Source organism: Streptomyces sp. NBC_00536, assembly GCF_036346295.1.
Classification (GTDB): domain Bacteria; phylum Actinomycetota; class Actinomycetes; order Streptomycetales; family Streptomycetaceae; genus Streptomyces.
The window spans coordinates 3,112,948-3,125,398 of the sequence record NZ_CP107819.1 but is presented as its reverse complement, the minus strand read 5'-3'; the positions used below and the strand labels follow the sequence as shown (position 1 = coordinate 3,125,398).

The window sequence follows — 12,451 nt, the reverse complement described above, 5'->3', positions numbered from 1 at the left end:
CGCGTCTTGACGAGTACGGGCGCACAGGGTCGAAACTGTGCGCCCGTCCACGTAACCGGCCACCGGGGGAGCCCACATGTCCCAGCAGCAGGACCAGCGCCAGGACCAGCGCCAGGACCAGCGCCAGCGCGCGCACCGCCGCTACCGCCTGCCCGCCGTGCTCCTCGCGGCCGCCCTCACCGTGCCCGCCCTGACCTCCTGCGACGCGATCTCCACCGCGATGGACTGCGCGAACACGGCCGTCGCCATCACGAACGGCGTCAGCGACCTCCAACAGGCCGTCTCCCAGGCGGGCAACAGCCCCCAGGACGCCCAGAACGCGCTCAACCAGATCGAGCAGAACCTCAAGAAGGTCGGCGACAAGACCGGCAACGCCGACCTCGGCAAGGCGGTGGACTCCATGACCACGGCCGTCAAGAACGTCCGCACCTCGATCGAGAGCGGCAACAAGACCCCCGACATCACCCCGGTCGCCGACGCGGCCAAGGAGATCTCCAAGGTCTGCACCCCGGGCTGACCCCGGGCCGTGGCGATGGTGGCCGACGGGATAATAAGGACATGACCTCGACGCCCTCCACTCTCCCCACTCCCTCCACGCCCCCGGCGCGCCCCCGTCTGATCCTTGCCACCCGCAACGCGGGCAAGGTCACCGAACTCCGCGCGATCCTGTCCGACGCCGGCCTGCCGCACGAGCTGGTCGGCGCGGACGCGTACCCGGAGATCCCCGACGTCAAGGAAACCGGCGTCACCTTCGCCGAGAACGCCCTGCTCAAGGCCCACGCCCTGGCCCAGGCCACCGGCCTCCCGGCCGTGGCCGACGACTCGGGGCTCTGCGTGGACGTACTGAACGGCGCCCCCGGCATCTTCTCGGCCCGCTGGGCCGGCGCCCACGGCGACGACCAGGCCAACCTGGACCTCCTGCTCGCCCAGCTCGGCGACATCGACGACGAACACCGCGCGGCCCACTTCGCCTGCGCCGCCGCCCTCGCCCTCCCGGACGGCACCGAACGCGTCGTCGAGGGCCGCCTCCTGGGCACCCTCCGCCACACCCCGTCCGGCACCGGCGGCTTCGGCTACGACCCGATCCTCCAGCCCCTGGGCGAAACCCGCACCTGCGCGGAACTCACAGCCGCGGAAAAGAACGCCATCTCCCACCGCGGCCAAGCCTTCCGCGCCCTGGCCCCGGTGGTCCGCGAACTCCTGGGCTGAGCCGGGTACACCGAAGGCCCGGCTCTGAGAGCCGGGCCTTCGGGCCTGTGCGGCCGGGGGGATTCGAACCCCCACGGGATTTCTCCCACGGCGTTCTAAGCGCCGATCGGCTACCTGATTACGACACGGCCGCTTGGTGCTGCCATCGTAGCGGCCGAGCGCGAGCAGTGGGTGGGAGCCTCACGTCCGACTTCGGCGGGCCCCTCCCCGGCACCAGGTGTCGGTGACCGCGTGGCAGTTGGGGCACAGCAGCCGCAGGTTCTCGCGGCGGTCGTCGCTCCAGTCGCCGTCGATGTGGTCAACCTCCAGGGTCATCGGCCGCCCGCGCCACTCCGGAGGCGTGCCGCACCCATCGCACACGTCGGGTACGCCGACCTCACGCAGCGCGCGGCGTAGGAGTCTGCTCGTAGTGCGCCGCGTCCCATCGTGGCGTACGAGGATCTCTGAGGCGGGCCGAGCGGCAACCGGCCCTGGCTTCCCGCGCTGGTGCGCCTGTCCCAGGAAGTGCGAAGTGTCGAGTCCAGATGCGCGGACCCATGTTTGGAGAGTCGCCGTCCGACGACCATGGAGGGGAAGGCCGAGATGCCGAAGGGTCCCCGACCATGACTCGGACGAGGCGACCGCGTCCCGCAGCGAAGCCTCATCCGGTTTCCCGTGTCGCTGGTACGCGCGCCGCTTGAAGTGGGAGACGTCGATCCCGTACGCGTCGAACCGGCGTATGAGGTACTGCTTGAGCCGCTGGGGGTGTGGCTCGATGCCGTAGCGGGCTATCACCTCGTCGATGTCCTGGCACTGCCTCGCAGCTTCTGCCAGGAGTTCCCGGGTGTATCCGGTGCCAGAAGTCATCGGCGCCCCTTGGCGCGGCCGCGGTACGTGTCCGTGGTCGAGTGACAGTTGGGGCAGAGCAGCCGTAGGTTCTCGCGGCGATTGTCGCTCCAGTCGCCGTTGATGTGGTCGACCTCCAGCGGTAGCGGCTCACCCTGCCACGTGCCGTCGATCCCGCACTCCTGACACTGGTTGGGTATGCCCAGCGCCGCGAGTGCGCTCTTGAGTTGTTCGCTCTGGGCTCGGCGCGGGTGGGGCCTGTCCTGCTTCACCAGGGTCGATTCCGGAGTCCGCCGGACCTTGGGCCGACCCGCTGGCGATGGCAGTTGGAAGTGCGAGGTGTCTATGCCGAAGGCCTTCACCCTGCGGCTGATGTGGGTGTGGTGGCCGCCGACCACTTCGAGGCCGAGGCGTCGCAGCACGTCACACATCGTGGTCGATGCGGCAACGGCCTCGGACAGGATGTCCCGGGTCCACTTCACCCCCTCCCGCTCGAAGTGGGTCACCTCCACGCCCAGCTTCCGCATCCGGTCGAGCAGGTAGCGCCTCGACGCACCCTTCGGGTCCACCCCCGGTTTCTCCAGCGCCTCCGTCAGCGTGCGCGATGCGCTCGCCGCCTCCGCCAGGCGTTCCTTCGTGTACGGGCTGATCGGCATCCCTGTGTCCCTCCGGTTCCGGCCGCGCGTGCGGGCCTCGTACGGAGTAACGGACCGATAGTCGGACGGTTACGGGGGATTTCGTCCGATGAGCACAGTGGCCCGCGCCCCGGGCGGGGTGCGGGCCACTGTGGTGGGGCGAGGGGGCCGGGGTCAGATGCCCAGGTCCTTGATGATCTTGGCTACGTGGCCGGTGGCCTTGACGTTGTAGAAGGCGCGCTCGATCTTGCCCTCCTCGTCCACGACCACCGTGGAGCGGATGACGCCGGTGACCGTCTTGCCGTACAGCTTCTTCTCGCCGTAGGCGCCGTACGCCGTCAGGACCTCCTTCTCGGGGTCGCCGACCAGGGTGACCTTGAGGTCTTCCTTCTCGCGGAACTTCGCCAGCTTCTCCGGCTTGTCGGGGGAGACGCCGATGACGTCGTAGCCCGCCGTGGCCAGGAGGGAGAGGTTGTCGGTGAAGTCGCAGGCCTGCTTCGTGCAGCCCGGGGTCAGGGCCGCGGGGTAGAAGTAGACGATGACCTTGCGGCCCTTGTGGTCGGCGAGCGAGACCTCGTTGCCGTCCGCGTCGGGCAGGGTGAAGGCGGGGGCGGTGTCGCCCGGCTGCAGTCGCTCGCTCATGTCTCAGCAGTCTCCTCGGGAGGGGATCGGTACGGGACGAGACTAAGCTGACAGACTGTTCACGGCGGACTACGCCCCTTACGACCCGTACGACCAGGACCACGACGACGGAGGCAGCGCGGTGCCGGAAGCCAGGACCCCCGAACAGATCGAGGCGGACATCGTCCGCAGGCGCGAGCAGCTCGCCGAGACGCTCGACGAGATCGGCGTGCGCATGCACCCGAAGACGATTGTCGGGGACGCCAAGGCCAAGGTCGCCGGGGCCGTGGATCACACCGCGGGCCGTGCCTTCGTCGCGGTCAACCGGCTCGTCACCGATGTGAAGGGCGGGCTGCGCGGTGAGGACGGCGCGCCGCGCATCGAGCGGATCGTGCCGGTCGCGCTGGTCGCCGTGGCGCTCGTGGGGCTGCTGGCCCTGGGCGCCCGCCGCAAGCGCGCGTGACGCGGGCGGGTAGGTTCGGGGCGTGAGCGAGAACAGCACCCACGACGACAAGCTGCCCATCCGCATGCTGCACGACCGCGTGCTCGTACGGTCCGACTCGCCCGAGGGCGAGCGCCGCTCGGGCGGCGGGATCCTGATCCCGGCGACGGCCGCGGTGGGCAAGCGCCTCGCCTGGGCCGCGGTGGTCGCGGTCGGGCAGAACGTGCGGAGCGTGGAGCCCGGTGACCGGGTGCTGTACGACCCCGAGGACCGGGCCGAGGTCGAGGTGCGCGGGGCGACGTACATCCTGATGCGCGAGCGGGACCTGCACGCCGTGGCCGCGGAGCGGCTTGAGGGGGCCGAGGACTCCACCGGTCTCTATCTCTGAGATCCGAGAGTGCTGACAAGGGCCGGTGACCGAGGTCACCGGTCCTTTCGGCTGTCCGGGTGGGGTTTTTGCTACGGTGGTGGGGATTCCCGACGAGACGCGCCGTACCGGGTCCGACAAGACGACGCACCTGCTGTCCGCTCTCGTCCGGAGGTGCCTGTCATGGCCTGGATCCTGTTGCTGCTCGCCGGTCTGCTCGAAGTCGGCTGGTCGATCGGTATGAAGTTCACCGAGGGTTTCACCCGGCTGTGGCCCAGTGTGTTCACCGGTGCGGGGATCGTCGCGAGCATGGTGTTGCTGTCCTATGCCGCGAAGACCCTGCCGATCGGTACGGCGTACGGCGTGTGGGTCGGTATCGGTGCGGCGGGGGCGGCGGTGCTGGGGATGGCCGTTCTGGGTGAGCCCGTGACCGCCGCCCGGATCTTCTTCATCTGTTTGTTGTTGGTCGCCGTGGTGGGGCTCAAGGCGACCTCCGGTCACTGACCGGAGGTCATCGCCCGAATACGTCAGGTCCCAGTGTGGTCGTGCCGCCCCGGGTGCCCTGGGCGGCGCCCTGGGTCGTGGTGCCGCCCTGGTTGCCCGCCGTGGTGGTGCCCTGGTCGCCCGCGGTCGTGCCGCCCTGGTTTCCGGCGGTGGTTCCTCCGTTGCTCGGGGTTCCGGTGGTGCCCCCGTTGGTCGGGGTGCCCGTGGTGCCGCCGTTGCTGGGGGTACTCGTGGTGCCGCCGTTGGTGGGCCTGCCCGTGGTGTCGCCGCCGCCGGTGGCCGGGGTTCCGGTGGTGCCGCCGTTGTCGGCGGCCGGGGGGCGGCTGAACGGGGGTTCCTGGGAGGCGGGCGGCGGTGCGGGCGGCAGGGCCGCGCCGGGCTGGAGGTCCAGTTCGAAGTCCTGCGGGTCGCTGCCCTGGAGCGCGGCCTTCGTGTACGCCGCCCAGACCCGGGCCGGGTAGCCGCCACCGCCGATGCGCGGCTCGCCGAGTGCGCCGTAGAGGGATTCGGGGGTGCCCTTGTCGGGGTCCTGGCCCATCATCGAGACGACCGTGACCAGGTCCGGGGTGTACGCCGCGAACCAGGCGGCGCGGTCGAGTTCGGCGGTGCCGGTCTTGCCGGCCGCCGGGTGTCCGGCGGCGAGTGCGGCCGTACCGGTTCCGTTGTCGACGACGCTGACCAGCATCGAGGTGGTGGTGTCGGCGGCTTCGCGGGTGACGGCCTGGCGTCCGGCGCGGTCGGGGAGGGGGACGGTCTCGTCGCCCTTGCTGATCTTCTCGACGAAGGTGTACGGGGTGTAGCGGCCGTGGTCGGCGAGGGTCGCGTAGGCCTGGGTCATGTCGAGGACGCTGGCCTGGACCGTGCCGAGCGCGATGGCCGGGCCCGCGTTGAAGTTGGCGGTGTTCTCGGGGATCCCGAGGGCGATCGCGGTCTGCTTGACCTTGTCGCCGCCGACGTCGACCGCCATCTGCGCGTAGACCGCGTTGACGGAGAGGTCGGTGGCGGTGCGGACGGTGATGTTGCCGTACGAGGCGTCGTCCTCGTTGGAGGGGAAGAAGGGGATCCGGCTGCCGACCACGGGGCGTTTGTTGGCGCCGTTGTAGATCGTGTTCGGGGTGATGGTGCGGCCGTCCTGGGTGCGCGAGCCGTTCTCGACGGCGGAGGTGAACACGAACGGTTTGAAGGTGGAGGCCACTTGGTAGTCGTGCCGGGTGGCGTTGTTGACGTACTGCTTGGTGTAGTCGATGCCGCCGTACAGCGCGACGACCTTGCCGGTGACGGGGTCGATGGAGGCGCCGCCCGCGCGTACGACGCGGTCCACCGGGCGGGCGTTCGGGTCGAGTTTGGCGAGCACCTGCTTCTGGACGGAGTCGACGAAGGCGTTCTGGCGGCGCTTGTCGATGGTGGTGGTGATGCGGTAGCCGCCTTCGGAGAAGGTCTTGTCGTCGAGGATCTTGCGGTCGACGATGTACTCCTTGATCGCCTCGACCAGGTAGCCGCGCTGCCCGGAGAGGCCGGCGGCCGGGCGGACCTTGCCGGGTTCGGGGAACTTCGTGCCGGCCCGTTCGGCCGCGGGCATCCAGTCCTTCTTCACCATGCCGTCGAGTACGTAGTTCCAGCGGGCGAGGGCGCGGGGGCGGCCCTGGGGGTGGGCGACGACGTCGAAGGCGCTGGGGGAGTTGAGCAGGGTGGCGAGGTAGGCGCCTTCGGCGGTGGTGAGTTTGCCGACGTCCTTGCCGTAGTAGGCCTGGGAGGCGGCCTGGATGCCGTAGGCGTTGCGGCCGAAGTAACTGGTGTTCAGGTAGCCCTCAAGGATGTAGTCCTTGGACTTCTCGCGACCGAGTTTGATCGCGATGAAGAACTCCTTGGCCTTCCGGTTCAGCGTCTGTTCCTGGCCCAGGTAGTAGTTCTTGACGTACTGCTGGGTGATGGTGGAGCCGGACTGGGTGCCCTTGCCGGTCGCCGTGTTCCAGGCGGCGCGCAGCATCGCCTTGGGGTCGACCGCCCGTTCGGAGTAGAAGTCCCGGTCCTCGGCGGCCAGTACGGTCTCCTGGACGGTCCGGGGGATCTCGGAGAGGGAGACGTTGACGCGGTTGACCTCGCCGTCGCGGGCGAGCGGGGAGCCGTCGGCGTACAGGTAGACGTTGGACTGCGCGGTGGCGGCGGCGTTGGCGGGCGGGATCTTCACCAGGAGGTAGCCCGCGATCAGGGCGCCGCAGATCAGGAGCGCGAACAGCAGGAACGCTCCGAGCAGCATGCGCCAGGTGGGGACGGCGCGGCGCCAGCCGGTGCGCTTGGGCTTCGGGGGCTTGGGGGCTTTGGGGGGCTTGGCTGCCTTGGGGGTTTCCCCGGGCTTGGTGGCCTTGGCGGCCTCGGGGGTCTCCGGGGCTTGGGGGGTCTCGGCGGGCTTGGGCGGCTCCGGTTCCTTGGCGGCCGGTGGGGCCGGTGGTGTCGGAGGGGTCGGTTCGGCGGGGGTGTCCGGGTCCCGAGGGGTCCAGCCCGGTGGTGGTGACTGGTCGCTCATGTCTCCAGGGCTCCTCGGCGCCGAATGAAACGGATGAAATATCCGTGTCTGTACCCAATGGTGTCTACCCGATGGCCGGTGATTCCGCTGATTGCGCGCCGGACGGGGGTAATTCCCTCGCGTGGACCGCCCCACCGCACTAAGCTCGCGCGCTTTGGCCGTCGTAGGAACAACGTGCAAACGGAGGAATCGGTGCACAGGACCGCGCACCTCTATGCGGCGATCGCGGCGGGCGGCTTCCGCCGCTACGCCACCTACGGAACGGCGACCGCCGCGGGCGTGTTCACGAACACCGTCTTCGGCTTCATCGTGGCGTACACCTACATCGCGCTGTGGGACCAGCGGCCGGGGCTCGGCGGCTACGACCAGGCGCAGGCGCTGACCTTCGTGTGGGCCAGCCAGTCGCTGCTCGCCGCGGGGGCGCTCATCGGCGGCGGGTTCCAGGAGGAGATGCAGGAGCGCATCCGAACGGGTGACATCGCCGTCGACCTCTACCGGCCGGCCGACCTCCAGATGTGGTGGCTGGCCGCGGATCTGGGCCGGGCGGCCTTCCAGTTGCTGGGGCGCGGGGTGGTGCCGCTCGTCGCGGGGGCGCTCGCCTTCCGGCTCGCGCTGCCGAGTGCGCCGGGGCGCTGGCTGCTCTTCCTGCTGTCCGTGCTGCTCGGGCTGGTGGTGAGCTTCGCGCTGCGCTTTCTGCTCGGGCTGTGCGCGTTCTGGCTGCTGGACGGGTCCGGGATCAACATGGTGGCCACCCTCGTCTCGATCCTCTTCTCCGGGATGCTGCTGCCGCTGACCGTCTTCCCGGGCGGGTTCGGCGAGGTGGTCCGGATGCTGCCCTGGTCGGCGATGCTCCAGGTGCCGCTGGACGTGCTGATGGGCAAGCACGCGGGGGCCGGGGGCACGGCGCGGGCGCTGGCGTTCCAGGCCGGGTGGGCGGGCGTGCTGCTGGGCGTGGGGCGGCTGCTGCAGTCGGCGGCGACGCGGAGGGTGGTGGTCCAGGGTGGTTGACACCTCGGAGGAGTCGGCCTGGACGGTCGCGCGCGAGGTGACTCCGGTCGCGTCCGGACCCGGACCCGGACCCGGACCCGAACCCGTGCCCGTGCTGGGCGGGGGCGGGCGGTTCGGGCTCTGGCGGCAGGCGCGTGCCGGGCTGCGCGGCTACGGCCTGATCGTGGCGATGTGGATCCGGGCGACCATGACCTACCGGACCTCCTTCCTCATCTCCCTCTTCGGGAACGGGGCGGGCAGCCTGCTGGACTTCGTCGCGATCTACATCATGTTCCGGCACGTGAACGTCCTCGGCGGGTTCACGCTGCCCGAGATCGCCCTGCTGTACGGGTCCTGCTCGGCGTCCCTCGGCCTCGCGGACCTGCTGCTCGGCAACACGGACCGGATCGGCGTCCGGATCCGGGACGGGTCCCTCGACACGATGCTGGTCCGCCCGGTGCCGGTGCTGGCGCAGGTCGCTGCCGACCGGTTCGCGCTGCGGCGCCTGGGCCGGGTGGTGCAGGGGCTGGGCGTGCTGGTCTGGGCGGTGTCGGTGCTGGACGTGCAGTGGACGGTGGGCCGGGTGCTGCTGATGCCGGTGATGGTGGTGGCGGGGGCCGCGATCTTCGGGGCGGTGATGGTGGCGGGGGCGGCGTTCCAGTTCGTCGCCGGGGACGCCGCCGAGGTGCAGAACTCCTTCACGTACGGCGGCAACACGATGCTCCAGTACCCGCCGACGGTCTTCGGCAAGGAGCTGCTGCGCGGGGTGACCTTCGTGGTGCCGCTGGCCTTCGTGAACTGGCTGCCCGCGCTGCACGTGCTGGGGCGGCCCGATCCGCTGGGGCTGCCGGGCTGGCTGGCGTACGTGAGCCCGCTGGTGGCGGCGCTGGTTCTGGTCCCGGCGTCGTGGGCGTGGCGGGCGGGGCTGCGCTCGTACCGGAGCACCGGGAGCTGAGCGGACATGGACCTGGACTTGGACATGGGCATGGGCATGGGCATGGGCATTGAGAGGGAGACGGGGAGCCGATGGAACCGCTGATCGAGCTGGACGACGTACGGAAGGTCTTCGACGTACGGCGCCGGACCGGGCTGCTGCGCCGGGAGAAACGGCAGGTCAAGGCCGTGGACGGGATCAGTTTCGGGGTCGCGCGGGGTGAGATGGTCGGCTACATCGGGCCCAACGGCGCGGGGAAGTCGACCACGATCAAGATGCTGACGGGGATCCTGACGCCCACCGGTGGGCGTCTGCGGGTCGCGGGCATCGACCCGGCGCGCGAGCGGACCCGGCTGGCGCACCGGATCGGGGTGGTGTTCGGGCAGCGCACCACCTTGTGGTGGGACCTGCCGCTGAAGGACTCGTACGGGCTGATGCGGCGGATGTACCGGATCCCGCCCGACCGCTTCCGCCGCAATCTGGAGCGGTGCGTGGAGCAGCTGGACCTGGGCGAGCTGCTCGACGTACCGGTGCGTCAGCTGTCGCTGGGGCAGCGGATGCGCGGGGACATCGCGGCGGCGCTGCTGCACGATCCGGACGTGCTGTACCTGGACGAGCCGACGATCGGGCTCGATGTGGTGAGCAAGGCCAAGGTGCGCGGGTTCCTGCGGGAGCTGAACGGGCAGCTGGGCACGACGGTGCTGCTGACCACGCACGACCTCCAGGACATCGAGCAGTTGTGCGAGCGGGTGATGGTGATCGACCACGGGCGGCTGATGTACGACGGCGCGCTCGCGGGACTGCACACGGCGGGGCCGTCGGGGCAGAGCGAGCGGACGCTGGTGGTGGACCTGGAGCGGGACCTTCCGCCGATCACGGTGGCGGGCGCGCGGGTGGTGAAGGTGGAGGGGCCGCGGCAGTGGCTGGCGTTCCCGGCGGAGGCCTCGGCGGCGCCGCTGGTGGCGGCGGTGGCGGCGGAGTACCCGCTGTTGGACCTGTCGGTGCGGGAGCCGGACATCGAGGACGTGATCGCGCGGATGTACGCGGGGCGGGAGTAGCGGGAGTAGTGGGGGGAGGCGAGTTCGGGGTCAACGCGCCTTGTGACCCCTACGGTTCGGGCGGCCGGCTGCATAGGCTGTGCCACATGAGTGACGAGCGGCCGCAGAAGCCGTTGCCGGAACTGAGGGCCTCCGACGCCGACCGCGAGCGGGTGGTGGAGCGGCTGCGCGACGCGGTCGCCGAGGGGCGGCTCGACATGGACGAGTTCGAGGAGCGGCTGGAGGCGGCCTACCGGTCGCGTACGTACGCCGAGCTGGAGCCGCTGACCGCCGACCTTCCGGCGGCGGGGCAGGTTCCGGGTGTTCCGGGCGGCCCGGTGTCGTTCAGCAAGGCGCCCGCTCCGGTGGCGGACGCCCCGGGCACGGGCGAGTCGTGGCCCGCGCGGATCGGCGGGCGGGGCACCTCGTCCTGGGGCGTGGCGATCATGTCCGGGTTCCAGCGCAAGGGGGCGTGGACGGTTCCCGCGAGCTTCACCGCGGTGACGTTCTGGGGCGGCGGTGAGATCGACCTGCGCGAGGCCCGTTTCGAGGAGCGCGAGGTGGTGATCAACTGCTTCGCCATCATGGGCGGGATCGAGATCATCGTGCCGCCGGGCGTGGACGTCGACGTACGGGGCATCGGGGTGATGGGCGCGTTCGATCACCGGGAGATGGAGGTCCCCGCGGAACCCGGTGCTCCGCGGGTGATCGTGAACGGCCTGGCCTTCTGGGGCGGGGTGGAAGTGAAGCAGAAGCCGCGCAAGAACCGGGGCCGGGGCGGCCGCTCGTCGCGCAAGGAGCTGTAGCGGCAGCCTGTAACGGCAGGTGGTGGCGGGGACACGCCGGGTGGCGGCGGGAACTCCGCGGCCGCCCCGGGAGTCGGATGCTATGCAGACGAACCGGCGCCCCGGGGGAAGGCAGGAACCCGTGAACGACACAGGGACGAGCACAAGACAGCCACCACCTCCTTCGGGGACACCTCCCGCGGGGGCACCTCCGGCAGGGTCCGCCGGGCCGACCGGAGCGGCCGGCCAGTTCGTGTTCAACGCCGCGGACGAGGAGCGGCAGCGCGGTGTGCGCCGGATGAAGAGGACGGCGACCGGGCTGCTGATCCTGGTCGCGCTGGTCTACGTACTGGCCAAGTGGGCGCAGCACGCGGGCGCCGGGGGCGGGGACGGCGGCTGGGCGGGCTATGTGGCCGCCGCGGCCGAGGCGGGCATGGTCGGCGCGCTCGCGGACTGGTTCGCGGTCACCGCGCTCTTCCGGCGCCCGCTCGGCCTGCCGATTCCGCACACCGCGATCATCCCGACCAAGAAGGACCAGCTCGGCGTCTCCCTCGGGGAGTTCGTCGGCGAGAACTTCCTGTCCTCGGACGTCGTGCGCACGCGGCTGCACGCGCTCGGCATCGGCGGCCGCCTCGGCGCGTGGCTGGCCGAGCCCGCGCACGCCGACCGGGTCACCGAGGAGCTGGCGACCGCGCTGCGCGGCGCGCTGACCGTGCTGCGCGACTCCGATGTGCAGGCGGTCGTCGGGGAGGCCATCACGCGGCGCGCGGAGAACGCCGAGATCGCGCCGGGCGTCGGCAAGACCCTGGAGCGGATCGTCGCGGACGGCGGGCACCGGCGGGCCGTGGACCTGGTGTGCGTGAAGGCGCACGACTGGCTGGTCACGCACGGGGAATCGGTGATGGACGCGGTCCAGGGCGGGGCGCCCGGCTGGACTCCGCGGTTCGTGGACCGGAAGATCGGCGACCGCGTGTACAAGGAGCTGCTGCGGTTCGTCACCGAGATGCGCGACATGCCGGAGCACCCGGCGCGCGGGGCGGTGGACCGGTTCCTGAGCGACTTCGCGGCGGACCTGCAGTCGGATACGGAGACCCGCGCCCGGGTCGAGCGGCTCAAGTCCGAGATCCTGGCGCGCGGGGAGGTCCAGGACATCATCGCGTCGGCGTGGTCGGCCATCCGTACGATGATCCTCTCGGCGGCGGAGGACGAGCAGAGCGAACTGCGCCTGCGCGTACGGGCGTCCCTGATCTCGCTCGGCTCCCGGCTGGCCACGGACGGCCGCCTGCAGGGGAAGGTGGAGGGCTGGATCGAGGGCGCGGTGGTGTACGTCGTGACCACCTACCGGACCGAGATCACCTCGCTGATCACGGACACGGTGGCGGGCTGGGACGCGGAGCACACCTCGCGCAAGATCGAGGCCCACATCGGGCGTGACCTGCAGTTCATCCGGATCAACGGCACGGTGGTGGGGGCGTTGGCGGGGCTGCTGATCTATACGGTCAGCCGGGCGCTGGGGGCGTAGGCGCGTAGGCGCGTGGGCGCGTGGGCAAGGGCCCCGGCCCCTTGCGGGCGGGCCGGGGT

14 protein-coding genes, 1 tRNA gene and 1 riboswitch are annotated in these 12,451 nt (G+C 70.8%); of the genes, 10 read left to right on the top strand and 5 right to left on the bottom strand.

All coding sequences use genetic code 11. The features are described 5' to 3' along the window. Nucleotides 1-76 precede the first annotated feature (76 nt). Both OHS33_RS13555 and rdgB read left to right on the top strand, forming a co-directional pair. Nucleotides 77-517 (top strand): hypothetical protein, encoded by a 441-nt coding sequence (locus OHS33_RS13555; protein WP_330330654.1) that lies wholly within the window; start codon nt 77-79, stop codon nt 515-517. Between the two features lie 41 nt (nt 518-558). Beyond that, nucleotides 559-1,209, top strand: coding sequence for an RdgB/HAM1 family non-canonical purine NTP pyrophosphatase (rdgB, locus tag OHS33_RS13550; RefSeq protein ID WP_330330653.1), 651 nt, complete (start codon nt 559-561; stop codon nt 1,207-1,209). A 48-nt stretch (nt 1,210-1,257) separates the two neighbouring features. Here rdgB and OHS33_RS13545 read toward each other — a convergent pair. The 4 genes from OHS33_RS13545 to bcp all read right to left on the bottom strand — a co-directional run bounded on the left by OHS33_RS13545 (nt 1,258) and on the right by bcp (nt 3,311). Then, a tRNA-Leu gene (locus OHS33_RS13545) sits at nt 1,258-1,342 on the bottom strand. Between the two features lie 47 nt (nt 1,343-1,389). Further along, nucleotides 1,390-2,055, bottom strand: a complete 666-nt coding sequence (locus OHS33_RS13540) for an HNH endonuclease signature motif containing protein (protein ID WP_330330652.1) — start codon at nt 2,053-2,055, stop codon at nt 1,390-1,392. Then, complete coding sequence (locus tag OHS33_RS13535) at nt 2,052-2,690, bottom strand: HNH endonuclease signature motif containing protein (RefSeq protein WP_330330651.1); 639 nt, start codon at nt 2,688-2,690, stop codon at nt 2,052-2,054. Before OHS33_RS13535 ends, OHS33_RS13540 begins: the two co-directional genes overlap by 4 nt. Before the next feature lie 153 nt (nt 2,691-2,843). Beyond that, nucleotides 2,844-3,311: a thioredoxin-dependent thiol peroxidase gene (gene bcp, locus OHS33_RS13530; protein ID WP_330330650.1), complete on the bottom strand. Its 468-nt coding sequence runs from the start codon at nt 3,309-3,311 to the stop codon at nt 2,844-2,846. A 121-nt stretch (nt 3,312-3,432) separates the two neighbouring features. Here bcp and OHS33_RS13525 point away from each other — a divergent pair, with 121 nt between their 5' ends. The 3 genes from OHS33_RS13525 (at nt 3,433) to OHS33_RS13515 (ending at nt 4,603) form a co-directional block, all read left to right on the top strand. Next, nucleotides 3,433-3,753 carry a DUF3618 domain-containing protein gene (locus OHS33_RS13525; RefSeq protein ID WP_330330649.1) on the top strand — a complete coding sequence of 107 codons (321 nt, stop codon included), beginning with the start codon at nt 3,433-3,435 and terminating at the stop codon, nt 3,751-3,753. A gap of 22 nt (nt 3,754-3,775) precedes the next feature. Beyond that, the gene (locus OHS33_RS13520; RefSeq protein WP_283448917.1) at nt 3,776-4,120 is read left to right on the top strand and encodes a GroES family chaperonin; all 345 of its coding nucleotides are present in this window, start codon (nt 3,776-3,778) and stop codon (nt 4,118-4,120) included. A 65-nt stretch (nt 4,121-4,185) separates the two neighbouring features. Next, nucleotides 4,186-4,251: riboswitch (guanidine-III (ykkC-III) riboswitch) on the top strand. Between the two features lie 31 nt (nt 4,252-4,282). Further along, nucleotides 4,283-4,603 carry a DMT family transporter gene (locus tag OHS33_RS13515; protein ID WP_328298869.1) on the top strand — a complete coding sequence of 107 codons (321 nt, stop codon included), beginning with the start codon at nt 4,283-4,285 and terminating at the stop codon, nt 4,601-4,603. A 7-nt stretch (nt 4,604-4,610) separates the two neighbouring features. Here OHS33_RS13515 and OHS33_RS13510 read toward each other — a convergent pair whose 3' ends face one another. Continuing rightward, the gene (locus OHS33_RS13510) at nt 4,611-7,127 is read right to left on the bottom strand and encodes a transglycosylase domain-containing protein (protein ID WP_443065294.1); all 2,517 of its coding nucleotides are present in this window, start codon (nt 7,125-7,127) and stop codon (nt 4,611-4,613) included. A 192-nt stretch (nt 7,128-7,319) separates the two neighbouring features. Here OHS33_RS13510 and OHS33_RS13505 point away from each other — a divergent pair, with 192 nt between their 5' ends. The 5 genes from OHS33_RS13505 to OHS33_RS13485 all read left to right on the top strand — a co-directional run bounded on the left by OHS33_RS13505 (nt 7,320) and on the right by OHS33_RS13485 (nt 12,392). After that, on the top strand, nt 7,320-8,135 hold the full coding sequence (locus OHS33_RS13505; protein ID WP_330330648.1) for an ABC transporter permease: 816 nt from the start codon (nt 7,320-7,322) through the stop codon (nt 8,133-8,135). Nucleotides 8,136-8,304: 169 nt separating this feature from the next. Next, a complete protein-coding gene (locus OHS33_RS13500) occupies nt 8,305-9,069 on the top strand; it encodes an ABC transporter permease (RefSeq protein WP_330335036.1) in 765 nt (254 codons plus the stop codon). Nucleotides 9,070-9,140: 71 nt separating this feature from the next. After that, on the top strand, nt 9,141-10,106 hold the full coding sequence (locus OHS33_RS13495) for an ABC transporter ATP-binding protein (protein ID WP_330330647.1): 966 nt from the start codon (nt 9,141-9,143) through the stop codon (nt 10,104-10,106). An 86-nt stretch (nt 10,107-10,192) separates the two neighbouring features. After that, nucleotides 10,193-10,891 (top strand): DUF1707 SHOCT-like domain-containing protein, encoded by a 699-nt coding sequence (locus OHS33_RS13490; protein ID WP_330330646.1) that lies wholly within the window; start codon nt 10,193-10,195, stop codon nt 10,889-10,891. 82 nt (nt 10,892-10,973) lie between these two features. Continuing rightward, the gene (locus OHS33_RS13485) at nt 10,974-12,392 is read left to right on the top strand and encodes a DUF445 domain-containing protein (RefSeq protein WP_443065293.1); all 1,419 of its coding nucleotides are present in this window, start codon (nt 10,974-10,976) and stop codon (nt 12,390-12,392) included. Nucleotides 12,393-12,451: the final 59 nt, after the last annotated feature.